The 23,467-nt window shown below is 58.7% G+C and carries 25 protein-coding genes; 9 read left to right on the forward strand and 16 right to left on the reverse strand.

What is annotated here, in order from left to right:
- Positions 1 to 24: 24 nt before the first annotated feature.
- The gene (locus tag AC1DWM_RS15740) at positions 25 to 540 is read left to right on the forward strand and encodes a DUF2062 domain-containing protein (RefSeq protein WP_223516887.1); all 516 of its coding nucleotides are present in this window, start codon (positions 25 to 27) and stop codon (positions 538 to 540) included.
- 171 nt (positions 541 to 711) lie between these two features.
- Here the strand turns inward: AC1DWM_RS15740 and AC1DWM_RS15745 are convergent, their stop codons facing one another.
- The 4 genes from AC1DWM_RS15745 to AC1DWM_RS15760 form a co-directional block, all read right to left on the reverse strand.
- On the reverse strand, positions 712 to 1,491 hold the full coding sequence (locus tag AC1DWM_RS15745; protein ID WP_223516886.1) for an ABC transporter permease: 780 nt from the start codon (positions 1,489 to 1,491) through the stop codon (positions 712 to 714).
- Complete coding sequence (locus AC1DWM_RS15750) at positions 1,488 to 2,420, reverse strand: ABC transporter ATP-binding protein (RefSeq protein WP_223516884.1); 933 nt, start codon at positions 2,418 to 2,420, stop codon at positions 1,488 to 1,490. Before AC1DWM_RS15750 ends, AC1DWM_RS15745 begins: the two co-directional genes overlap by 4 nt.
- Before the next feature lie 131 nt (positions 2,421 to 2,551).
- Positions 2,552 to 3,175, reverse strand: coding sequence for a glutathione S-transferase family protein (locus tag AC1DWM_RS15755; RefSeq protein WP_477795585.1), 624 nt, complete (start codon positions 3,173 to 3,175; stop codon positions 2,552 to 2,554).
- Positions 3,176 to 3,218: 43 nt separating this feature from the next.
- Positions 3,219 to 3,878, reverse strand: coding sequence for a transglutaminase-like domain-containing protein (locus AC1DWM_RS15760; RefSeq protein ID WP_477795586.1), 660 nt, complete (start codon positions 3,876 to 3,878; stop codon positions 3,219 to 3,221).
- Between the two features lie 248 nt (positions 3,879 to 4,126).
- Between AC1DWM_RS15760 and AC1DWM_RS15765 the strand changes: the two genes are divergently transcribed.
- Positions 4,127 to 6,574 carry an acyl-CoA dehydrogenase gene (locus tag AC1DWM_RS15765; protein WP_223516878.1) on the forward strand — a complete coding sequence of 816 codons (2,448 nt, stop codon included), beginning with the start codon at positions 4,127 to 4,129 and terminating at the stop codon, positions 6,572 to 6,574.
- Positions 6,575 to 6,657: 83 nt separating this feature from the next.
- Positions 6,658 to 7,065: a PA2817 family protein gene (locus AC1DWM_RS15770; RefSeq protein ID WP_007905217.1), complete on the forward strand. Its 408-nt coding sequence runs from the start codon at positions 6,658 to 6,660 to the stop codon at positions 7,063 to 7,065.
- Between the two features lie 158 nt (positions 7,066 to 7,223).
- Here AC1DWM_RS15770 and AC1DWM_RS15775 read toward each other — a convergent pair whose 3' ends face one another.
- Entirely contained in the window at positions 7,224 to 8,204 is a 981-nt protein-coding gene (locus AC1DWM_RS15775; protein ID WP_477795587.1) for a LysR family transcriptional regulator, read from the reverse strand.
- A gap of 90 nt (positions 8,205 to 8,294) precedes the next feature.
- On the opposite strand from AC1DWM_RS15775, the gene AC1DWM_RS15780 reads away from it, so the two are divergent.
- The 6 genes from AC1DWM_RS15780 (at position 8,295) to AC1DWM_RS15805 (ending at position 13,362) form a co-directional block, all read left to right on the forward strand.
- Complete coding sequence (locus AC1DWM_RS15780; RefSeq protein WP_477795588.1) at positions 8,295 to 8,921, forward strand: alanyl-tRNA editing protein; 627 nt, start codon at positions 8,295 to 8,297, stop codon at positions 8,919 to 8,921.
- Between the two features lie 92 nt (positions 8,922 to 9,013).
- On the forward strand, positions 9,014 to 9,784 hold the full coding sequence (locus tag AC1DWM_RS15785; protein ID WP_223516873.1) for a 2OG-Fe(II) oxygenase: 771 nt from the start codon (positions 9,014 to 9,016) through the stop codon (positions 9,782 to 9,784).
- A gap of 1 nt (position 9,785) precedes the next feature.
- The gene (locus AC1DWM_RS15790; protein ID WP_223516872.1) at positions 9,786 to 10,424 is read left to right on the forward strand and encodes a LysE family translocator; all 639 of its coding nucleotides are present in this window, start codon (positions 9,786 to 9,788) and stop codon (positions 10,422 to 10,424) included.
- A 593-nt stretch (positions 10,425 to 11,017) separates the two neighbouring features.
- Positions 11,018 to 12,241, forward strand: coding sequence for a type II and III secretion system protein family protein (locus AC1DWM_RS15795; protein ID WP_223516870.1), 1,224 nt, complete (start codon positions 11,018 to 11,020; stop codon positions 12,239 to 12,241).
- 119 nt (positions 12,242 to 12,360) lie between these two features.
- Positions 12,361 to 13,074, forward strand: coding sequence for a tetratricopeptide repeat protein (locus tag AC1DWM_RS15800; RefSeq protein WP_477795589.1), 714 nt, complete (start codon positions 12,361 to 12,363; stop codon positions 13,072 to 13,074).
- A gap of 18 nt (positions 13,075 to 13,092) precedes the next feature.
- The gene (locus tag AC1DWM_RS15805; protein ID WP_223516866.1) at positions 13,093 to 13,362 is read left to right on the forward strand and encodes a DUF3613 domain-containing protein; all 270 of its coding nucleotides are present in this window, start codon (positions 13,093 to 13,095) and stop codon (positions 13,360 to 13,362) included.
- Between the two features lie 199 nt (positions 13,363 to 13,561).
- Here the strand turns inward: AC1DWM_RS15805 and AC1DWM_RS15810 are convergent, their stop codons facing one another.
- From AC1DWM_RS15810 to AC1DWM_RS15860, 11 genes are all read right to left on the reverse strand, one after another.
- The gene (locus AC1DWM_RS15810; RefSeq protein WP_477795590.1) at positions 13,562 to 14,527 is read right to left on the reverse strand and encodes a type II secretion system F family protein; all 966 of its coding nucleotides are present in this window, start codon (positions 14,525 to 14,527) and stop codon (positions 13,562 to 13,564) included.
- Positions 14,528 to 14,556: 29 nt separating this feature from the next.
- The gene (locus AC1DWM_RS15815; protein WP_477795591.1) at positions 14,557 to 15,543 is read right to left on the reverse strand and encodes a type II secretion system F family protein; all 987 of its coding nucleotides are present in this window, start codon (positions 15,541 to 15,543) and stop codon (positions 14,557 to 14,559) included.
- On the reverse strand, positions 15,540 to 16,982 hold the full coding sequence (locus tag AC1DWM_RS15820; protein WP_477795592.1) for a CpaF family protein: 1,443 nt from the start codon (positions 16,980 to 16,982) through the stop codon (positions 15,540 to 15,542). Before AC1DWM_RS15820 ends, AC1DWM_RS15815 begins: the two co-directional genes overlap by 4 nt.
- 3 nt (positions 16,983 to 16,985) lie before the next feature.
- On the reverse strand, positions 16,986 to 18,206 hold the full coding sequence (locus tag AC1DWM_RS15825; protein ID WP_477795593.1) for an AAA family ATPase: 1,221 nt from the start codon (positions 18,204 to 18,206) through the stop codon (positions 16,986 to 16,988).
- On the reverse strand, positions 18,200 to 18,694 hold the full coding sequence (locus AC1DWM_RS15830) for a TadE/TadG family type IV pilus assembly protein (protein ID WP_477795594.1): 495 nt from the start codon (positions 18,692 to 18,694) through the stop codon (positions 18,200 to 18,202). The genes AC1DWM_RS15825 and AC1DWM_RS15830 overlap by 7 nt, the downstream gene beginning before the upstream one ends.
- The gene (locus tag AC1DWM_RS15835) at positions 18,694 to 19,179 is read right to left on the reverse strand and encodes a TadE/TadG family type IV pilus assembly protein (protein WP_477795595.1); all 486 of its coding nucleotides are present in this window, start codon (positions 19,177 to 19,179) and stop codon (positions 18,694 to 18,696) included. Before AC1DWM_RS15835 ends, AC1DWM_RS15830 begins: the two co-directional genes overlap by 1 nt.
- A gap of 8 nt (positions 19,180 to 19,187) precedes the next feature.
- Entirely contained in the window at positions 19,188 to 20,522 is a 1,335-nt protein-coding gene (locus AC1DWM_RS15840; protein WP_477795596.1) for a TadE/TadG family type IV pilus assembly protein, read from the reverse strand.
- Positions 20,523 to 20,597: 75 nt separating this feature from the next.
- Entirely contained in the window at positions 20,598 to 21,422 is an 825-nt protein-coding gene (gene cpaB, locus AC1DWM_RS15845) for a Flp pilus assembly protein CpaB (RefSeq protein ID WP_477795597.1), read from the reverse strand.
- Between the two features lie 15 nt (positions 21,423 to 21,437).
- Positions 21,438 to 22,766 (reverse strand): AAA family ATPase, encoded by a 1,329-nt coding sequence (locus AC1DWM_RS15850; protein ID WP_477795598.1) that lies wholly within the window; start codon positions 22,764 to 22,766, stop codon positions 21,438 to 21,440.
- Positions 22,767 to 22,781: 15 nt separating this feature from the next.
- Positions 22,782 to 23,300 (reverse strand): A24 family peptidase, encoded by a 519-nt coding sequence (locus AC1DWM_RS15855; protein ID WP_477795599.1) that lies wholly within the window; start codon positions 23,298 to 23,300, stop codon positions 22,782 to 22,784.
- A 29-nt stretch (positions 23,301 to 23,329) separates the two neighbouring features.
- Positions 23,330 to 23,467, reverse strand: a 138-nt coding sequence (locus AC1DWM_RS15860) for a Flp family type IVb pilin (protein WP_477795602.1), incomplete at its 5' end; no start/stop codon positions are given.

Below are 23,467 nucleotides of genomic sequence, written 5' to 3' on the forward strand. Positions count from 1 at the left end.
CGCCTTAACCGACCGAGAAGCCTTATGCCCCGGCGCTTGTTCAAACGCTACATGCCAGACCCGACCAGCATCAAGGAACACAAATCCTTACGCTTTCTCGGCAGCTTGCTGCATGACCCCAACCTCTGGCATCTCAACCGCCACTCTGTGGCCCGGGCGATGGCAGTCGGCCTGTTCGCGGCGTTTTTGCCGATCCCGATGCAAATGCTGTTGGCCGCCGTGCTTTCCATCCTGGTGCGGGGCAATATGCCGATTGCGGTGAGTCTGGTCTGGCTGACCAACCCGATCACCATGCCAGCCGTGTTTTTCTGCACGTACCAGACCGGTGCCTGGCTGTTGGATGTGCCCACCCGCCAGTTGCCGGACTCATTGTCCTGGGAATGGGTCAGCGGCGAGTTGTCTACGTTATGGCAGCCGTTTTTGCTGGGCTCGATCGTCACCGGAGTGGTGCTGGGTGCCCTCGCCTATTTCCTGACCATGATGTATTGGCGCTGGTGGGTGGCGCGGCAGTGGAAGCGGCGCAAGAAAAGCAGAATGTAGGAATACAAAACGGCCTCCATTTTTGGAGGCCGTTTTTATTGCGGTGATTGTGCTGACGCCATCGCGAGCAGGCTCGCTCCCACAGGGTTTGGTGCTGAACACAGATTTTGTGTTCACAACAGATCCCATGTGAGAGCGAGCCTGCTCGCGAAGGGCGCGCCGCGGTCCTGATCAGGTACGCATCCCGCGACCACTGACCAGCAACCGTGCGCAACCGATGTACAACACGATGGTCGCCACCAGCATAAAGGTAATCGCGATGCTGATCTTGATGTCCGAAACGCCGAGGATGCCGTAACGGAAAGCGTTCACCATGTGCAGCACCGGGTTCGCCAGGGACACGGTCTGCCAGAACGGCGGCAACAGGGAAATCGAGTAAAACACCCCGCCCAGGTAGGTCAGCGGTGTCAGCACGAACGTCGGGATGATCGAGATGTCATCGAAATTGCGGGCAAACACAGCGTTGATGAAGCCCAGCAGCGAGAAGATCGTCGCCGTCAACACCACCACCAGAATGGTCACGCCCAGGTGATGCACCTGCAAATCTGTAAAGAACAGCGACAGCAACGTCACAATGATCCCGACCATCAGCCCGCGCAGCACGCCGCCCAAGGTGTAGCCGATCAGAATCGTATGCGGCGAGACCGGCGACACCATCAATTCCTCGATGGAACGCTGGAACTTGCTGCCGAAGAAACTCGACACCACGTTACCGTAGGAGTTGGTGATCACCGACATCATGATCAGCCCCGGCACGATGTACTCCATGTAAGTGAAGCCACCCATATCACCGATCTGGCGACCGATCAGATTGCCGAAGATCACGAAGTACAGAACCATGGTGATGGCCGGCGGCAGCAGCGTCTGCGGCCAGATCCGGGTAAAACGCCGGACCTCACGGTAAACGATGGTATTGAGGGCAACGAGGTTGGGTTGCAGCTCCGAACTCATACCGCCACCTTCGACAAATTTTTCTCCACCAGAGACACGAACAACTCCTCGAGGCGATTGGTTTTGTTACGCAAGCTCAGTACTTCAATGTTTTGCTGCGCCAACTGAGTGAACAGCGCGGTGATGCCCATGGCTTTGTCGACCTGGACTTCCACGGTGTGGCTGTCGATCAGCCTGGTCGGGTAGCCGAGCAACTGCGGCGCACTGGTCAACGTGTTTTTTACATCGAGCAGGAAGGTTTCCACATGCAGTTGGCTGAGCAACTGTTTCATGCTGGTGTTCTCGACGATGGTGCCGTGGTCGATGATGCCGATGTTGCGACACAACTGCTCAGCCTCTTCCAGATAGTGCGTGGTGAGGATGATGGTGATGCCTTTCTGGTTCAGCTCGGTGAGGAAGGTCCACATCGAGCGACGCAGTTCGATGTCCACACCTGCCGTCGGTTCATCGAGGATCAGCAGGCGCGGTTCATGAACCAGCGCACGAGCGATCATCAGTCGACGCTTCATACCACCGGACAGCGAGCGTGACGGTGTATCGCGCTTGTCCCACAGCCCCAGTTGGGTCAGGTATTGCTCGGCGCGTTCCTTGGCGATTTTCGCCGGAATGCCGTAGTAACCGGCCTGGGTCACGACGATATCGAAGGTCTTTTCGAACTGGTTGAAGTTGAATTCCTGGGGTACCACGCCGATGGAGCGCTTGAGTTGCGCAGGATTTTTGTCGAGGTCGTGACCGAAGATATTCACCGTTCCGCTGGTCTTGTTCACCAGGGTCGACAGAATGCCGATGGTCGTGGATTTGCCGGCGCCGTTAGGGCCCAGCAAGGCGAAGAAGTCACCTTCGGCGACATCCAGATCGATACCACTCAGGGCCTGGAAACCGTTGCCGTAGGTTTTGGTTAGCTGCCGGATGGACAGAGCGGAACTCATATCGGATTACGCACCAAGAAGGAAGAAAGGAATAAAAGACGGCCGGCGGCGACAGGTACAACCGCGGCGCGTGAGCGCAATGGTGCTTGTCGCCGCCACACAAGTACAGTCAAGTGTGTCGATAGTGAGTATTAAGTCAACGCAGTCATAACGGCTTTTTGATACGCCGGACGCTGTTTCAACCGGGCGTACCAGGCTTCAAGGTGCGGCTGTGATACGCGCTCGATCGGCATCTCGAACCAGGCATAAATAAAACTACCGAGCGGGATGTCGCCCATGCCGATTTCGTCGCCGGACAGGTACGGTTGGGCGGCCAGTGCCTGATCGGCCAGTGACAGCAGATCTTCGCACTCCTTGATAGCGGCGTTGATAGCCGACCAATCCTGCTTGTCTGCCGGGGTGCGCAACACGCCCCAAAATACGGTGCGCAATGGGCCGGCGAAACTTGAGGTCGTCCAGTCCATCCACTTGTCGGCCGTGGCGCGAGCTTTTATATCCGCCGGATACCAAGTGCTGCCGTTGGCATGAAGGGCCATCAGGTAACGCACGATGGCATTGGATTCCCACAACACAAAACCGTCGTCTTCGATCACCGGCACGCGGCCATTGGGGTTCATCGCCCGATACTGCGGCGTATCGACGACACCAAAGGCGCCGCCCGCGTCGATGGCCTCGTAGGCCAGCCCCAGTTCTTCGGCGGCCCACAACGGTTTTCTGACATTAGACGAGTTTTTCCGACCCCAGATCTTCAGCATGACCGCCTCTTTTTCGACAAGTGGGCAGGCAGCATACGCCGGATCAGGCGCGACTCAAATCGCTCTGCATATCCCCTAGCAGCACGGGCTGTTGCTCGCTGAACAGGTGCGGATAGCACTTTTCCAGGTGCTCGAAAAAGAATGCTTCCGGTACATCGGTGAACTGGCCGTGATCGACCAGGTACTCCATCAACTGCGCGCCATCGCGATTGTAGGGATGAAAGACACTGTCATTGATCCCGTCGAATTCCAGCGGCGCGACATTGAACAGTTCACAGAGTTTTTGGTTGAACGCCGGGGTTGCCTTCACCCAACGGCCATTCAGATACAACTCCGTATAACCATGCATCGCGAACACATCGCTCTTGAGCAATTCGAGCAAACGCGGGGTCGACAGGTGATTGCGCACGTCGGCCAGACCGATCCGCGCCGGGATCCCGCAATGTCGCGCGGCACCAGCCAGCAAAGTGGCTTTGGGCACGCAATAGCTTTCCCCGGTTGCCAGCGCATAACTGCCGCGCAGGGTCTGCGGGTCGCGGCTGAACGTGTAGGGGTTGTAGCGCACGGCCTCGCGCACCGCGTAATACAGGTGGATCGCCTGTTCGACCGGGTCTCGACGGCTGCCGCGATGTTGTTCGGCGAACTCCACCACCGAGGGATGGTCACTATCGATGAAGCGGCCGGGACTCAAGTACTCGTGCATGAGAATAATCTCCTGGGGAAGCCCCGAGTCTAACGACAGGTTCAGCACAGAGATAACGACGTTTCGGCCAAACATGAGCGCATTGCCGCGTAGGAAACGAACCATTTCCCGAGCATGTTGCCAACCGAGCCTGCAAATCTCACCCAAGGTTTCCCACGATTTCAATCACATCGCTCTGACCACCCTCTTTGGCGGATGCCGTCTAAGCTCTGAAGGTTGGTTTTACCCTGGTTCACGGAGGATTAAATATGCTGCTGTTGTGGATACTGGTTCTGGTTGTCGGGATAGCCTGGTTAGCCCATCGTCGCATCGCTCCCCTGCCCGCTCTCTGCATCGTTGCCGTTTACGTGGTGGCAATGGGGGCTTTCAGCCGCGCGCCCGGTTGGCTGCTGCTGTTGTACTGGGTGTTGATCGCAGCCGTTGCGGCACCATTGTTGCTGCCCGATCTGCGTCGCAAGTTCTTCAGCGCGCCGCTGTTCAACTGGTTCCAGAAAACCCTGCCGCCGATGTCGCAAACCGAACGCGACGCCATTGATGCCGGCACCGTGTGGTGGGACGGCGAACTGTTCAGCGGTCGCCCCGACTGGGACAAGCTACTTTCCTACCCAAAAGCCCAACTGAGCGAAGAGGAACAGGCCTTCATCGACGGCCCGACCGAAGAGCTCTGCGCCATGGTCACCGACTGGCAAATCGGGCAAGACATGGACCTGCCCGCCGAGGCCTGGACGCACATCAAGGAGAACGGCTTCTTCGCGCTAATCATCCCCAAAGAATTTGGCGGCAAAGGCTTCTCTGCCTATGCGCATTCACAGGTCGCCATGAAGCTGGCGACCCGCAGCGGCGACCTTGCTTCCACCGTGATGGTCCCCAACTCCCTCGGCCCCGCCGAACTGTTGCTGCATTACGGCACCGACGAACAACGCAACCATTACCTGCCACGCCTGGCGCGCGGCGACGACATTCCCTGCTTCGCGTTGACCGGCCCGCTGGCCGGTTCCGACGCTGGGGCAATGCCCGACACCGGGGTGATCTGCAAAGGTGAATGGGAAGGCAAGGAAACCCTCGGCCTGCGCCTGAACTGGGAAAAGCGTTACATCACCCTCGGCCCGGTGGCGACCCTGCTCGGCCTTGCCTTCAAGGCCTATGACCCGGACCATTTGCTGGGTGACGAAGAAGACCTGGGCATCAGCCTGGCCCTGATCCCAACGAACACCGCTGGCGTGGAAATCGGTCGTCGCCACTTGCCTCTGGGTGCCGCGTTCATGAACGGCCCGAACTCCGGCAAGGACGTGTTCGTGCCGCTCGACTTCCTCATCGGCGGTCAGGAAATGCTCGGCAAAGGCTGGATGATGCTGATGAATTGCCTGTCGGTCGGGCGGTCGATTTCGTTGCCAGCCGTCGGCACCGGCGCGGCCAAATTCACCAGTCTGGTGACCGGTCAGTACGCTCAGGTTCGCGAACAATTCAACGTGCCACTGTCGGCGTTCGAAGGGATTCAGGAAGCCATGGCGCGCATCGGAGGCAACGCCTGGATGATGGACGCGGCGCGCATGTTGACCGCCAACGCAGTGGATCTGGGCGAGAAACCGTCGGTGCTGTCGGCGATTCTCAAGTACCACCTCACCGAACGCGGCCGCGAGTGCATCAGCCATGCGATGGATGTTCACGGCGGTAAAGCCATCATCATGGGGCCGAACAACTACCTTGGCCGCGGCTGGAATGGCGCGCCGATTTTCATCACCGTGGAAGGCGCGAACATTCTCTCGCGCAATCTGATGATCTTCGGCCAGGGGGCGATTCGTTGTCATCCGTTCGTGCTCAAGGAAATGGCCCTCGCTGGCCGCGAAGACAAGGACCAGGCGCTCACCGAGTTCGATGGTCTGCTGCTCAAGCACATCGGTTTTGCCGTGAGCAACGCCGCCAGCACACTGGTGTTGAACCTGGGTTTAGGGCACTTCGAACACACACCGGGCAACAAGCTCAGCCAGGGTTACTTCCGGGCGCTCAACCGTCAGGCCGCGGCGTTCGCCTTGCTGGCGGACCTGAGCATGATGCTGCTGGGCGGTGAACTGAAACGTCGCGAACGCCTGTCGGCACGCCTGGGGGATGTGCTCAGCAACCTGTACCTCGCCTCTGCCGCCCTCAAGCGCTATCACGACCTCGATTCACCGGAGCACATGACGCCGCTGTTTACCTGGGCCATGGAGGAAAGTCTTGGCCAGTCGGAACGCGCGCTGGATGAACTGCTGACCAATTTCCCGAACAAGGTGCTGGGCTGCCTGTTGCGGATGATCGTGTTCCCGTTCGGCCGTCGACACAAAGGGCCATCGGACGCACTTGGCGCCGAAGTGGCCGCCGTGATTGGCCGCGCCAAGGGCGACCCGACGCTCGAAGAGTTGCTGGGCGGTTGCTATCGACCGCAATCGGCCGATGACGCCGTCGGGGCTTTGCAACACGCCTGCAATTTGCTCAATGCAGCGCAACCCCTGCAGAAAAAACTGCACATGGCGCTCAGAAGTGGCCAGCTCGAGCCGGCAGCCGGGGAGAACATCATCGATGCAGCGCTGGAGGCCGGCGTATTGCAGGCAGGGGAAGCGCAGACCCTGCGTGCCGCCGAAGCGGCGCGGCGCAAGGTGATTGATGTCGATGATTTCGATAAAGAAGAGTTGGCACTGGCGCAAGGAAAGGTCCGCTGATCCAGCCACGCTTGTAGGCCAATGCAAAATGGGCGCGGGCGCTTTATACTCCCGCGCCCGTTTTGCTCTTGAGGACTTATCTCGTGTCCAACGTCGTTGCCGACCATCTCGTCTTGCTTGACCACTTGCGCAGCATCCTGGTCGCCGTGGGTGAGGCCGAACAGGTTCCCGAAGAAAGCCATGCCTTGTTCCTGGAGCGCTTCGACGAACTGCGTGCGTTGCTGCCGGTCGATCCGATCGAAAGCCAATACCTGGGCCAGGACATTCTCTGCCAGGTGATCACCCGCTACCCGCAAATTGCCCACCTGGTCCCGCGCGACCTGCTGTGGTACTTCGCCGGTGACTGCCTGCATTACATGCCCGATGATGAAATCGATCTGTATCAGGCGCTGGAAGAACGTCGCTTCGAAGCTGAACAGAACGACGAACCGTTTGACTGGAACCAGGAAAAACAACTGCTGGCGATGTCGAATCAAGACAGCAAGCACTGATCCCGGCTCAGTAATGAAAAAGGCCCGCATGGTTGAACATGCGGGCCTTTTTATTGGCTGCGTGATGCATTGTCTGGACAACCGCTATCGCGAGCAGGCTCACTCCCACATTGGAACGCGGTCAAATGTGGGAGTGAGCCTGCTCGCGAAAGGGCCAGTCAAAGCAACCCATCACTCTCAGGCAACTCATACTCAGCCGCAATCTTCCCCGGCTTGCTCAAGGTCGGCTCCTTCTCCAGGCACTCCACCAGATAATCGATAAACACCCGCAATTTCGGCGGCAGATAACGCGTCGGCGAATGCAGCAACCAGGCGCCGCCGTGGTACGACGCCAGAAACGTCCAGTCCGGCAACACCTGCACGATCAACCCCTGCTCCAGCGCATAACGCGCCGTGAAATACGGCAGGCTGCCAATGCCAATGTGCTGCAACACCGCGCCCAATCGCACACCGGTGTGATTGGCGGCATACCGACCACGCACGCCGACAGTGACCGCTTTGGTGCCTTTCTTGAATTTCCAGCGCGCATCACTCGGGGTTTCACCCAGATAGATGCAACTGTGGTTAAGCAAATCGTGGGGATGTGTCGGTGTACCGTGTTCAGCCAGGTATTGCGGCGTGGCGCAGAGCAAATGGTCGATGGTCAGCAATTGCCTTCCAACCAAACCGGCGGGTGGTCGATCGGTAATCCGGATGGCGAGATCTACATGGTCGTCGATCAGATCCACCTGCCGATCCTCAAGCAACAACTCCACATCGACTTTGGGATAACGCCGCAGAAACTCCGGCATATGCGGGTGAATCACGAATCGCCCCACGGCCTTGGGCACACTGACTCGCACCAACCCTTCGGCTTCTTGGGTGAACTGCCCGCTGATTTCCATCACCGATTTGGCGGCGCTGACCATTTCCTGGCAGCGCTTGAACACCTCTTCGCCCCCGTCGCTCAGCCGTAATTTACGCGTGGTTCGTTGCAGCAGACGCGTGGCCAACGCCTTCTCCAGACGTGAAATGCTACGACTGACCGCCGAAGGAGAAGCGCCCAGTTGACGGGCCGCTTCAGAAAAGCTGCCGGTTTCGACCACCTTGACGAAAATCGCCATTTCGCCGAGCAGCGGTAGTGGAAGATTTATGCTCACAGCGCAACAGTCCTTTGATGATTGAACGGATTATCACGCAATTCCACGCTTCATATAATAAAAATAGAAACTTTAATAAGGGCATGGAATATGACGCTTCGCCTCTTTTTCCATAGTGATGACCTCAAGGCTAATGTGGAAGTCCTGGATTGCACGCCCTACGAGAACGAATATGCGGTGGTTCTGCGCGCCACGCTGTTTCACCCCCAGGGTGGCGGACAGCCCTTTGATACGGGCTGGATCGGCGATAGCCAGGTACTGCGCGTCATCCAGGATCCCGACCGGATCATGCATTTCGTCGACCAACCGGTAACACCCGGCATGACCCTGATTCAGGTGGACGGGGAGCGTCGTCAGTTCAATACACGTATGCATTCAGCCGGGCATCTGATCGGCCACTTCGTCCAGGCCAAGGGCTGGATGCCGATCAAGGCGCATCACTGGCCGGGCGAAGGCCGCGTGCAGTTCAAGGCGCTGGAGTGCGCACAGGACATCGATGCCCAAACCATTCAACTCGGCCTCGAACAGTGGGTGACCCAGGATTTTCCACGCCTGACATCGTTGCGCGAAGGCGCCCGGGAAATCGGTTTCGGTGAACTGCCCGCCTACGGCTGCGGCGGCACCCATGTACGGAGCCTGAAGGAGTTGGGCACAGTCACGATCGCGTCCCTTTCATTGAAGAAGGGAACGCTGTCAGTCCACTACAACGTGGATTGAGCATTTGGGCGATGCCGGCACTGTCATCGCCTGACGCCGGGGGAACCTGTGTTCGCGGGTTCTGTTGACTATCTGATAGATGGACCTAAGACATGATGCTTGACGTCGAGCGTCTCGATGAGACGTGCATAAAAAAACTGGTCAATGAAGAAGTCCTCGCCATCCGCGTCAAGGGCTTGTTGCCCCCGCCGCTGGCGATTCAGATTGGCGACAAGATCCTCGCCCCGGGCTTCGAAGGCTATATCAATGCGCCGAGCATCGGCCGCATCGGCATGGCGTTTTATGAAGCGGAAAACCAGCCGCTGCTGATCGAGGACTACTTCGAACGCGCCACGCGCAACATTGCGGAGTTGCGTAACCGTTGCGCTCCCTATTCGTCCCCGGTCGACACCCTGCGCTGCATGCTCGATGAATCCTGGCCGGCAGGTGCACACCTGGAAAACCTCTACGGCCGCAAGATGTACGTCGGGCTGTCGCGGGTGGTGAAACCGGGGGTGTGCTTCCTCGCCCACCACGACATTTTCGCCAAGGACGCTCCGGACAGTTATCAGGCCAGAAGCCTGGAAGCGCAGTTCGCCTGCAACGTTTACCTGAACATGCCGACCGAGGGCGGTGCGCTGCAGGTGTGGGACGACGATATTTCGCCGGATCAGTTCGACGATATGCGTGGCGACAGTTACGGCATCGACCCCGCCCTGCTAGGCCCTCCGACCCTGGAGATTCGCCCTGAGCCGGGCGATTTCATCATGTTCAATTCGCGCCGCATGCACTCGGTGACTCCGGGCGTGGCGGATCCGCGACTGAGCCTTTCGTTCTTTGTCGGTTACCGCGGCAATGCTTCACCCCTTACCTTCTGGAGTTGAGATGTTTTCAAATTACCTGGGCGAATTTCTGGCGCTGGCGACTATTCACTTTCTGGCCGTGGTCGCACCCGGGCCGGATTTCGCCGTGACCATTCGTCAGAGCGTGCGTTTCGGCCGGTTGGTGGGCATCTGCACGGCGCTGGGTATCGGCGCAGGGATTTCCGTGCACGTGCTGTACACCCTGCTCGGGGTCGGCGCGCTGATGCATACGACGCCTTGGTTGTTGACCGTGGCCAAGGTCGCGGGCGGCGCCTACATTTTGTACCTCGGTGTCAGCCTGTTGCGCAGCAAACCCAAGTCCGCGCTTGAGGGCGATAAAGGCTCGGACGAGCCCGTCGCCGAACAAACGCTGTCGAAGGCATTTATCACCGGGTTTCTGACCAACGCAACCAACCCCAAGGCGACGCTGTTTTTCCTGGCGATTTTCACCACCATCATCAGCGCCACGACGCCTCTGAAAATCCAGGCGCTGTATGGGGTCTGGATGTGCTTTGTGAACGCGCTGTGGTTTGTCATTGTCGCGCTGTTCTTTTCCAGTGCCCGGGTGCGAGTGCTGTTCATGCGTATGGGCCACTGGTTTGAACGGACAATGGGGGTAATTCTGATCCTGTTTGCCGGGCGCTTGATCCTCTCGATGTAAAACCTGCACAAACGCAAAAGGCCCGCGCAGTCAGACTGACGGGCCTTTTTTTGCATTCAGCACACCCCGTCAATATCAGGCAATCGCACTGCGCTGCGACCTTGCCCGCACCGCTCGCCCGTCCGCCTTTCTCCAGCCTTTACACCAATGGTTTTTTTTAAAACGATGGCACTTTGGCTTGATTGAACTACCTTCAAACAATAAGAAGTCATAACGGCTCGAATTTCCACGTTAGCTTCAGTGATCAGATGGCGAATTGGCAAAAGGAGTTACCTCACTATGATCCTGGCAGGCGTTTTCCGGCGATGTACCTTCATTGCCGATTACTTTCCGGGGGAGCCAGGTCGGCGGACAGTACGGTCCATAGCCGCGAGTGTCGCTCTGTCGGGCAGCCCAGGTCACCGGATCACTAAAAATCGTTTTAGCAAAGGTCGCTCGCTGTCCAGCCAGATCAGCGAATTGCGCCTGCTCGTATATAGCACGCAAGGAATAACGCCAAGGCTATGGATAACTGGTCTGGCGCATTGGGGGGGATTGTCCGATCCCCGTGAAGTGATCCGTGACAACTCAGTCAGCCTAAAAGGATGTACTTAATGAGCCTTCGTCCCGTGCCCGCTATCAAGCGAATTATCCATGGCCTGTTCTGGATGGGCCTCAGCGTGGATGCGGCTCAGGCCGCGCCGGCCAATTGTCCACAGCTGGACAATTGGCCGACAACGTACGAGGTCGGTCAGGGGCTGCAGCATGAACTGCGCAGCCCCGTTCCGATAACACAACTGGCGGTGGGTGACCCGAAAATTGCCGACGTACAACCCAGCGGCAGCAGCGCGTTCATACTCACGGGCGTTGCGCCGGGGACCACCAGCCTGATGGTCTGGACCGCCTGTTCGAAAACGCCGCGCCAAAGCATGGTATTCGTCAAGGGTAAAGCCACGTCGGCGCTGACCAGCGTGCCGTCGGTGCCTTCCGAAGACCCGCTGCTGCCGAGCCAGGTGCAGACCGATATCCGCTTCGTAGAAGTCAGCCGGACCAAGCTCAAGGAAGCCTCCGCCTCGATTTTCGGCATCCGTGGCAACTGGCTGTTCGGCTCGCCGAGAACCTTGCCCACCATCGGCGGCATTGTCACGCCGGCGGTACCGGTGAACAACAACAACTTCAACCTCACTTTTGCTACCGGCAATACCCTGGTGGCGCTCAACGCGCTGGAAGGCAGTGGTTTCGCCTACACGCTGGCGCGGCCAAGCCTGGTAGCGCTCAGCGGGCAGAGTGCGAGCTTCCTGGCCGGCGGTGAAATACCGATTCCGGTGCCCAGTTCAGGCAGCGATAACGTGTTCATCGAGTACAAGGAGTTCGGTATCCGCCTGACCCTGACGCCGACCATCATCGGGAAAAACCGTATCGCGCTGAAGGTGGCGCCGGAAGTCAGTGAACTGGACTTCACCAACGCCGTGAGCATCGCCGGCACGGTAGTCCCGGCCCTGACCGTGCGCCGTACCGATACCAGCATCTCCCTGGCCGACGGCGAAAGCTTCGTCATCAGCGGCCTGATCAGCACCCACAACGACTCCCATGTGAACAAGTTTCCGGGGCTGGGGGATATCCCGGTTCTGGGCGCGTTTTTCCGCGACAACGTCATCAACCGTGAGGAGCGCGAACTGCTGATGATCGTCACCCCGCATCTGGTCCAGCCACTGGCCGCCAATGCACAACTACCGTCATTGCCTGGCGAGCAAATGCGCAATTACGACCCGAACTTCTACCGCATGTTTTTCCTGGAAAATGGCGACTTCGACAGCCTCAGCGGGCTCTCGCAATGAACCGAAGCCTGAACCAGACTTGCCTCGCCCTCACTCGTAACGGTGACTTTGAACGCTTGCCGGGCCAGCTGTATTGCCATTGGCCAGGCGTTCAACGTGTTGTAGCCAGAGGACCTTCAATGAAAGCAGTCATTGCAATAGCGGCGACATTTATGCTCGCAGGTTGTGCCAGCAATGGCATGTCTTCGCAACCAGCTAACTGTGCCAAGCCCGGTTCAGATCAAGAACTGGCCCTGAACCTGGCCGACAGCATGGCCGAAGAAGGCCGTTTGTATGCCAGCCTGGCGAATCTGGAAGGATTGCCCGATGACCTGGTCCAGGTTCGCCTGCGCAAGGCTCGGGTGCTGCGCTTGATGGGGCGTAGCGGGGACGCGCAGCCGTTGTATGAAAGCTTGCACGGCACCTGTCTGGCGGCTGAAGGGGAACATGGCCTGGGCCAGTTGRCCGCCGCCAAAAATGATAACGCCACCGCTGCCACTCACCTTGAGCGTGCGGTGAAGATGGCCCCCACCGACGACAGAATGCGAAATGACCTGGGGGTCGTCTACCTCAATCAGCGACGGATCCCTGAAGCACGCTTTGAGTTCATGACCGCCATGGAGCTCAAGCAGGCAAATACACTGGCGGCACTCAATATGGTGACGCTGCTGATCTACCAGGATAACTGGAAGGCGGCTGCCGAACTCGTGACCCGCGCCGACTTGAGCCGCAAGCAAGTCGTAGAGGCTCAAACCCGCGCGGAAAAACTCAAGGCCTCCGCCAATAAAGTGGTGGCATCCGAGGGGAATCGCAGGACTGAGGTAGCCGATACCTCTTCCAGTGCGAACAAGTAGAACGTACGAGGAGTCGAGATGAAGACCAAAAGGCTGTTGATCGTGTGCATGGCTTGCCTGTCCACCACTGCCTGGGCAATTGAGCCGGGCCCCTCTTCGCCGTATCAACAAGGCACCGAACAGTGGTTGCAGCTGCAGATTCGCGGTGTGGTTGCCTCCACTAAACTGCAAACCGCTTCGGCCACCGAACGTGACCTGGCCATGCAGCGCTGGCTGAATAGCTTCAGCTACCCGATTCCGCAGTTTTTTGACCAGGATTCGGCAGGACAAATGACCATCGGCAACTGAGGCATATCGATGGGTGATCAGCCTCTGGCGTCGTCCAGAGTGGCCTGGCTAAAAAGCCAGGCTCAATCACGTGTGCGGGAAAATACAGTCCAGATACTACAAGGTGGAGCAGGCGATTGGAGTGAATGCACTCTGCTCGCCTGATCCACCCCGTTCTAATGCAGTACAGCCATCCTGTTCGACAGCAAGCCACTCCTGTTCACTTACCGAATACTCTGAATACCCCGATCAAGGCGGGGCCGATAGCGACCAGAAAGAAGCTCGGCCACAGACAGAGGATCAGCGGGAATATCAGCTTGGTACCGACTTTCGCCCCCATCTCTTCGGCGGCCTGCGTACGCCGGTCACGGAACTCATCGGCATAGATGCGCAAGGTGTCGGCCACGCTGGTACCAAAGCGGATACTCTGCGCCAACAGGCTGACCAGACCTTGTACGTCATCCAGGCCAGTGCGTACGGCCAGTTGCTTGAGCGCCTCGGTACTGGAAATGCCCGCGCGGATTTGTGAATTGACCATGGCCAGTTCTTCAGCCAGTTCGACCTGACTGACCGACATCTCCTCAGCCACCCGTTCGATCGTCGTGGGCAAGGCCAGGCCCGACTCCACGCACACCACCATCAGATCCAGTGCATCCGGAAACGCGGCACGCAGCCGGCCTTGTCGCAACTGCTTGCGCTTGGCGACATACAGCGCTGGCACCAACCATCCGATACCGGCCACCAAAGCCACCAACAGCAGCCCCATGGTCAGGGAAACCTTGGGAATCATCGGCAACAGCAGCAACGCAATACCGATCAATAACAGCGGCAACATTAAGCGCACTGCCCAATACATCTGCACCGCCGAAGAGGAACGGTACCCCGCATGCATCAACAGGGTCTGGGTGGCGGATGTTTGAGCCGACTCGGCCGAGGCAAAGCGCTGGCCGACCCGTTCCAGCAACAGTTGCAGGTTACCCGGAGCTTCCTGCCCGGTGGTGTTGCCTAAATAACCACGCTTGATCAGCGCCAGACGACGCTGCACCGGATCCTGAAGCCCCTGCATCAGCAAGATCACGGCGACGACCGCAAGCACCGTACTCAAACCGATCGCGCCAAGGAACAACAGGCGCGCCATCTCCTCGTTCCCCGTGACACGACTGAACAACCCGAGCAAAAAATCCATGACCTGTACCTCCCGGTAGCGAATACCGCTTAAACCTGAATCCGGATGATTTTGCGTATCCAGAAAATCCCGAGCAACATGGCGAAGAACGCCCCGATGATCAGCTTGTGGCCCAGGGGATCATTGATCAGCACAGGCAGGTACTTGGGGCTGGTGACTATGATCGCGATCGCCAGCACGAAGGGAATCGCCACCAGCACCCAGGCCGACATGCGCCCTTCCGCCGACAGGGTTTTGACCTTGCGCTGGAAGCGGAAGCGCCCTCGAATCAGCCGACTCAGACGCTCCAGCACCTCGGTCAGATTGCCGCCGGTCTCGCGATGGATGAGGATCGAGGTCACCAGCATCATCACCGTCATGCTTGGCATCCTCTCCAGCAGACCGAGCATGGCCCGGCGTACATCATTGCCATAGTTGATATCGGCGAAGGTCAGGCCGAACTCATGAGCGACCGGCCCCTTGTGTTCCTCGGCCACCAGGCGCAGGGTTTCGTTGAAGGGGTGTCCGGCGCGCAATGCGCGGCACATCGCGTCCAGCGCATCCGGCAGGCCTTCCTCGAACGCAGCGAAACGCTTGCCACGGTCGCGAGAGATTTTCAGTATGGGTAACCAGAAGAGCGCGAAACCCGCCAGCAGCGCCATCCACCAGACTGACCAAACCATCCAGATCAAGATACCCGCCCAGACACCCAGTACCAGCCCGAGCAGCAATACCCGATAGGCCCGGTATTCGTGCCCGGACTGCTCAATCATTTGCGTCAATGCCTCCATAAAAGGCAGCTGCTCAAGCCTGGCCTCCAATGGCGACAAACGCGTCAGGTATTTCTGTCGCAAAACGGTCTGCATGCTGGACTGATTGTTGGCTTTCTCCAGTACATGCAAGCGGCCACGAATGCGCTTGCGCATCTTGCCGGCCTCGCCGAATACCGGCACCGCCACGCCCTGGGACAAGAGGAAGACGGCAATAAACACCATGCCGAGGAACATCAGAATGAATTCACCAGGAACCTGGTTCATGATTGCCGTGCCTCCATCCACTCAGGCCTGAACATCGCAAGCGGCAACTCGATACCGCGCTTGGCCAGCACATCGCGGAAGGCGGGGATCATGCCGCTGGGCCGAAAATCACCGAGTACTTCGCCGTTTTCGCCCATGCCGTGGCGCACGAAGGAGAAGATTTCGGTCATGGTGATGATCTCGCCCTCCATGCCGTTGATCTCCTGCACGCTGACCAGGCGGCGCTTGCCGTCCTCCTGGCGTTCCAGCTGGATGACCACTCCGATGGCCGAAGCGATCTGTTGGCGCATGGCCTTGATCGGAAAGGTCGCCCCGGTCATCGACACCATGTTCTCGATTCGCCCCAATGCATCGCGTGCGGTGTTGGCGTGGATCGTGGTCAGCGAACCGTCGTGACCGGTGTTCATCGCTGTCAACATGTCCAGCGCCTCGGCGCCGCGCACTTCGCCGATCACAATGCGGTCCGGACGCATCCGCAAGCTGTTGCGCACCAACTCCCGCTGGCTCACCTCGCCACGCCCCTCGATATTCGAAGGCCGGGTTTCCAGGCGTACCACATGGGGCTGTTGCAACTGCAGTTCGGCGGAGTCTTCGATGGTGACGATCCGCTCGTTGTGCGGGATGAAACTGGACAGCACATTGAGCATGGTGGTCTTGCCGCTGCCGGTACCGCCGGAAATCAGCACGTTCAAGCGCCCACGGACAATCGCCTTGAGCAGCAGGGCAATGGCCGGGGTCAATGCACCCACCTGGATCAGGCTGTCGGTATTGAGCAGGTCCACGGAAAAGCGCCGGATCGACATGCTCGGGCCGTCGATGGCCAGCGGCGGAATAATCGCGTTGACCCGCGAACCGTCCTTGAGCCGCGCATCCACCAACGGCGAAGACTCGTCGATACGCCGACCCAGGCTGGAGACGATGCGGTCAATGATGTTCAGCAAATGCTGATCATCGCGAAAACGCACATCGGTGCGTTGCAGCTTGCCGAAGCGCTCGACATACACTGAGTCATGCCGGTTGACCAAAATGTCGGACACACTGTGATCGGCCAGCAGCGGTTCCAGAGGCCCCAGACCGAGCACCTCGTCGGTGATCTGCTTGATGATCAACTGCCGGCTGGAAGTACTCACCGGTGCCGAGTGTTCATCGAGCAGGCGCTGGCAAATATCGCGAATCTGCCGCGCGGCCTCAGCCTGTTCAAGGGAGTCCAGCAAGGACAGGTCCATGACCTTGAGCAACTGCTGGTAGATCTTTTCTCGCCATTCGGCCTCCACCGGGGTGACATGACTTCTGGTTTCGTAAAGAACGTCGGGCGTTGCACGCTCCCACGCCATTATTTCCTCTGCCGGATCCAGCAGGTCGCCACCCGGCTGGCCAGCCGGCGATGAGGCGGGTTTACCGGCCTGTTTGCGCAAGCGGTTACGAAAGTCGTTGATCATGGGTCATCCCCCGAAAAAACGGTTGAAGGCGCGTTTGAGCAAGCCTTTGTTGTCAGCCATCTGGTTGCCGACCAGGTCCTCAGCCATGTTGTGCAGGGCAATGGTGATCGCCGCCCTCGGCGCATGCAGCCCCAACGGCACGCCAGTGTTCTGACTCTGGCTGACCAGGTTGAAGTCGTTGGGTAATTTCGACAGATTCGTGCAGCGCAGCGCCTCGCCGATATCTTTGAGGCTGATCGCTGCGGCCTTGTCAAAGCGGTTGACCACTATCTGCAATTGATCCCCGCGCACACCCAGGTCATCGCGAAGAATCCGCACCAGAGAGCTGGCATCGCGCAGATGGCTGACGCTCTGCTGCACCACCACGTACACCCGATCCGCCTGTTCCAGCACAGAGCCGGTAAGGTGGTCGATTTGCCGCGGCAGATCGATCACTACCCAGTTATAGCTGGCACGGGCCAACTGCAACAGGGTGTCAAGTTGCTCGGCTTGGGCGTCCTGCGGCAGACACAGCTCACCGGCCCGGCCACCCAGCACATGCAAGGTCTGGCTGAAGTGGCTGCAAAAGCCACGCAACGCGACGCTGTCCATACCGTCGATCTGATGCAACACCTCCAGATGGCTGTGCGTTTGCGTCACATCCAGGTAATGCGTCACGCTACCAAATTGCAGGTCCATATCCATCAACAGGGTACTGCCATCCTTCATGCTGAGCTGCTGAGCCAGGTTGCAGGCCAGCAAGGTTCCGCCGGAACCACCCTTGGCGCTCATCACAGCGATTAATTTCCCTTCTGTCCCACTGCCGTTCCGAACCTCCATGACCAGCCGATTCAAGGCGGCAACCAGTTCTGTCTCGGCGACGGGCTCCGGCAACACGTCACGGGCGCCGGCCTGCATCGCCAGGCGCATGCCTTCCTGTTCGCTCAGCAGACCGCACACCAACATCGGCGGACGCTCATGGGCCGGGCGCTGCAACAGTGCCGCCAGCTCTTCACGCCACAGGTGGCTGACGCGCAACAGCAACAGATCAGGCATCCGCTCCAGGCCGTAGAGCGGGTCGACATGCCCATTGCTCACCAGGCGAGTACTCACCTCCAGGCTGGGCATGCGTTGGCAGACGCCTTGCAGGTCGCGCAACGACGTGGCGTCACGGCTACTGATCAGCAACCGTAGCCCGGCTTTGCCGGTCGAGGTAGAGACGGGAGTTTCCTTGGTATTCAGCATGGCGTGATCTCCCCGGAATCGGAATGACGCCCGAGGCTTTCACGTGGCAACGTTGCCCTGAATGGGGGCAAGGTAATGGGCACGCCGAACCCGGGAATAAACAGATTGAAAACGAAATTTTGCAGACTCAACCGGACGTAGCGGATGGCACGGAATCCATTGCTCCCACTCGTGTCGGTGGGGTTGGCCACCAGCGCGCCGTTTGCGTCCAGATAGGTCAGCGTCAGGTGGGTGGTGGCCAGATCGCCGATCAGCTTGCTATTACCTGCATCGCCCGCCGCGTTGAAGATCGCCCGCCGCAACACCACCGGATCACTGATATTGCACACCGCCGCCAGGCGCGTACCACGGCGCACGGCTTCATCCAGCGCATTGACCGTAAAGTACAGGCGGCCCATTTCCACTACGCCGAACAACAGTGTGAACACCAGCAGACCAACGATGGCGAACTCCACCGTATAGATGCCGCGCATGTGTTTTCTGTTCATCACAGTGCCCTCATCACGGTACTGGCAACCAGCGGAATGCTCAGTGCAATCTGATTACCAAAAAAACCGGGAAGCGCTCCGGCGCAACTGCCACCGCCAATCACCGGGCAGAACGTGTAAGTGATGGTGACCCGCACATGGTCAGTGCCCTCTGGGGCGACGACCACGTCGCCAGTCTTCAACCTTGACAACACCTCAGTATCAGGCCCGGTGTCGACAGGCACGCCAAACACCGCAACGTTTTTCGTCTGGGTCTGCAGCGTAGTGCTCAGAACGATCTTGCCAAGGGTCGAGTTCCAAGCCTTGCTGGCGACAAAACGGTCGGCATCGCGGCTGGCCTGCAGCAGCACGTTGTACTGATAGAGCATGCGGCCGAACTCACCGAAGGCCAGCAACATCAGGAGCAACACCGGCAGGACCAGGGTGAATTCCACCATGGCCAGGCCTTGCTGGCGCTGCCGATGTTTAAATCCGTGACGTCTCATGACGCCTCCTATGAGTCAGTGCTCGGAGTGTCGCTGCCGGTGAGATAGGTTTTGTAGAGCTGAATGATCTGCGGGCCGGAATCGGTTGACGGTGTAGGACCGGGCACGTTGTCGCCTTCGCACTCCTTCACGAACTGGCCGAAGATCGACGCATCTCCGTTAGCGGCTGGCTGAATCACGAAAAAGCAGCCAAAACCAAGAACTGGAATCGAACTAGCTCCATCATTTTTCCCGGAACAGTCACCAATCACGACTTTCAGAATTCGCCGTTCGGACGCGCCATTGGACTGACAACCAGTGCCCGAGCCAGCGACACAGGCAGCAAAGCTAGCAAGCCAGTCGTTATAATCGAGCAACGGCTCGCCGCCGGCGTAGAGATTGCCGTTGCTCACGGTGACTGGCTGGCCACCGGACTCCACCTGCGGCGGGTCCTGACCGTGCGCTTTGTCGGTCATCAACGGCTTGCTGTAGCTAATCACCAGATCCGGCGGATAGGTGCCGGCGCTACCCCCGAGGGGACCGGAGTAATCGCCGAAGCGAGTATTCAAGCCTTGAACAGCAGGGCCAGCCGTATTGCCAGGCTTGGTTAGAACATTGTCCCCTACATTCCGGCATTCCGAGATTTCTCCGGCCAAGTCCTGCCTGACCGTACTGCCGCCCGAATCAAAATCGAGCAATTGAAAGTTTCCTGGTCCAATTAAGTCTTTTTCGTTTTTGGCGCTCTTCAATACCTGCAAATCACCGAAGTTGAAGCCGAACGGGCTGCTCTTGGTCGCGTCGCCACAGACCATCAAAGGTGTAAGATCACAGGGGCTTGCAGGGCTGGGGCCTGCAGTGGCAATCGCCGATACCGCTTTGTCCCCCAGGCCGCCAGTGCCGAATGACTGGGCGAAGTTCCAGAAAAATCCTGTCAGGCTATAGTTCGGTACCGATACCCGAACGTATTTGGCATCCGCCGGCCCGGGATAGGAGAACGGGCCATAGACGCGGCTTGCCAGTTCCACCACTGCAAATGTACCGGCGTTGCCGCCGACCGCCGTGGCCAATTCGTTGTTGCCTGTGGCATTGGCATTCTGTATCAGCGTATTGAGCGCGGCAGTACGCGTCGTGCTGGCGCTGTCGATGCCACCCGTCACCTGACTCAGGGTTTTGGCGCCACTCAGGGCGGCGGCGTCCACCGCATTCTGCAGGCGCGTTTTGTTCAGCATCATATGCCCGCCGTCCAAAGCCAACGCCGCCATCATGGCCATCGCCGCCAACGCGAACACCATCAATACACTCACCGATCCTTCCTGGCGCCTTGGCGTCGAAGTGAACGGCTGCTGAATACGAAGATTCATCATCAAGCCCTCGATTGCCGATACTGATCCGGATCGGCTCCGCCAATACCCTGGTGTCCAGATACCGGTTGCGCCCTGTCAGCGAATGTTGACTACTTTGGCTTCGATCCCGCGGATAACGGTGATACCCCCGCCCTCGCCACTGCTGCGCTGTGCCACGCGTTTTGGCGCCTCGGCGGTGGCCACAGCCATGGCCGGGGCAACAGGAGCAACAGGCGTAGCCGGCGCAACGGCCGCGATTTTCTTCTCGAGGTTCAGTGGGTTACGCAGCGCCAGTTGCAACTTGCCTTCCGTCTGCGCCGTGACCAGGGCTTCCGCTTCAGAGGCCGACATCTCCAGCGTCACTGCGCGCACCACGACCGGTTGCGTCTTGTCGGTACCCGCGGTCTGATCCACCGCCAACACCCGCAAGTTCTCGAGGATGGTCCTGGACGTGGCGCTGTTACTGCCGGTATTCGTGGTTTTGGTCGCCAGTACATCGACTCGGTTACCCGGCAAGAGGAATCCGCCGACACCGACCACATCGTCCACACGTACCGAAATGGCGCGTTTGTCAGGCGCAATCAAAGAGGCCAGGGTGCTGCCCCCCAGGTGCTCGCTCAGACGCGCACCACGCACGATGTCGCCCCGCAGAATGTCGAACGTTGCGATCTTGCCCACGGTTTTTTCGCTGGCATCAAAGGCATCGTCCGGGATCGTATCCATGGGCATGCGTACGGTCGTGACCTGTTGGGCCTCGACCATCTGCCCGAATGGAATCTCTACCGTGGCGACCACCACGCTTCGAAGGTGGTCATCCGGGCTGGCATTGAGCCGCGCGCTCAGCCAGGAGTCGGCCATCCATGCAGCCCCTAGGCCCATGGCCAGGGAAACGCCTATCAGGGTAAGCGTACGAGAGCTCATGTCAGTATCTCCGTATCAAAGAAAGTCGAGCTGGACGAAGTAGTTGTGCCAGGCCCATTCCAACTCTTTCGGTGACAGTGGTCCGGAACCGCCCATATAACGCTGGCGATCGAGTGCCATGTTCAGGAGATCGCGGGGATGGCAAGGCACCAGGGGCATGCCTTCACTTGCATAAAGCCTTTGCAGCACATAACGCACCAGCAGCGGGTCGTAATAAATGCCCAGACGCTCGCTTTCCTGACGCCAGATTTTTTCGTACTCCTCGGGCTTCAGGTAACCGAATTGCAGCTTGTAGCCAATCCGGCGAAGGAAGGCCTCATCGGCCAGTTCCAGGGGATTGAGGTTGGTGGAAAACACCAGAATCAGATCGAACGGCAACTCGCAATGCCGACCGCCGCCCAGGTTGAGGAAATCGCGTTTCTCTTCCATCGGGACGATCCAGCGATTCAAGAGCTCGGCGGGTGCCATGCGCTGGCGCCCCATGTCGTCAATGATGAACAGGCCATTGCTGGCCTTGAGCTGCAAGGCGGCCTGGTATTGACGGGTGAAGGGGTCATAGCGAACGTCCAGCTGTTCCATGCTCAACTCACCGCCAGTGATGACGATCGGGCGCTTGCAGCACAGCAGTCGACGGTCGATCCCTTCGTTGAGCATCAGATTGTTCTGTTGAGCGTTGTCATCGAGCCGCTGATGCACCTGTGGGTCATAGATCTCGATCACCGCCTCGTTGATGACAATGGCATGAGGAACCCAGATGGCCTCGGCGAACAGACGGATCAGCCGACTGCTGACATAGGTCTTGCCGGTACCCGCGGGGCCATAAATCATGATCGCGCGCCCGGAGTTCAGCGCCACACCCAGCTGATCGAGCATCCCCTCCGTGAGCACTACGCCAGCAAGGGCATTACGCATATCGTTGGCGTTGATGCGACCATGGTGAATGGTCTGCAGTTTGATCAGGGACCGGTAGGTACTCACCGGAAACGGTGCTGCGCCTATATAACCGCTACGTGACAGGGCATCGCGGGCGGCACTGCGTCCGCGTTCGGTCAGGCCATAACGTAGCGACTGCCCACCCGTCTGACTCACCTGGCCAAGCACTTCGACACGGCCATCCTTGCGCAAAAACGCCAGGACCTCTTCAAGTACCGCACCAGTCAGTGCCAGGCGATCCACCAGCCGCGACATGTCCAGCACACCGGCATCAAACAAATGCTTGCAAACCAACTCGCCGAGAAAACTTTCCGTCAGGCCGGTTTCGCGGATAGTGCAGGGCTGAGGCGCCAGACGTTGCACCGCGTTCCGATCGCTGGGGTAGGCGCCACTATCGACGATGACATGCATGACTAGCCTCCTGGGCTACGGGCCGATCAACAGCCAATAGCCACTGGCCAGGGTTCCGAGCAAAATTGCAACGGAATATGGGAAAGGTTTTCCGGCCACTTCATCTACCGCCGGAACCAAGTAGGTTCGCGCCCTTAACATCAACCCGTAGCGCGCTAAGGTTTGCAGCAGCTGGCCACGAAAAAGGATGATCAAAAAACCGCACAAACCACCGGCCATCAGACTGAAAAACGCCGTCCACAACGCGTCATACGGTGTAAAAAAGCATCCGACCATGGCCATCAACTTGACGTCCCCGGCGGCCATACCGCCCAGGGCGTACAAGGGTAGAAACACTGTAAGGCCGATCAGCATGGCCAGCGCAGCATTACCAAGCCCCTCAACTCCACTGGTGTAAGCCTGACTGCTCAAACCCAAAACAAGTCCTAGAAGAACCAGCAGGTTGGGGATGCGGTGGCGACGAAGGTCGCTCACCACCGCAATACCTAGCAGCCCTAACAGAACAATTGATGTAAACATCTGCTCAATATGCATCGCTGCATCTCTCACTGGGAATAGACTTACTAGCACGCCCCACCGGCCATACAAGTAGCTAGCCTACCGAGCTGGCCGGTAATGGCGGAGCCCAAGGTGGTAAAACCAGCGGCAACCGCCAAGGTTATTAGCCCGCCGGCCACCGCGTATTCCACAATGGTCAGGCC

The sequence above is a fragment of the Pseudomonas sp. P4_C8 genome (assembly GCF_056401975.1).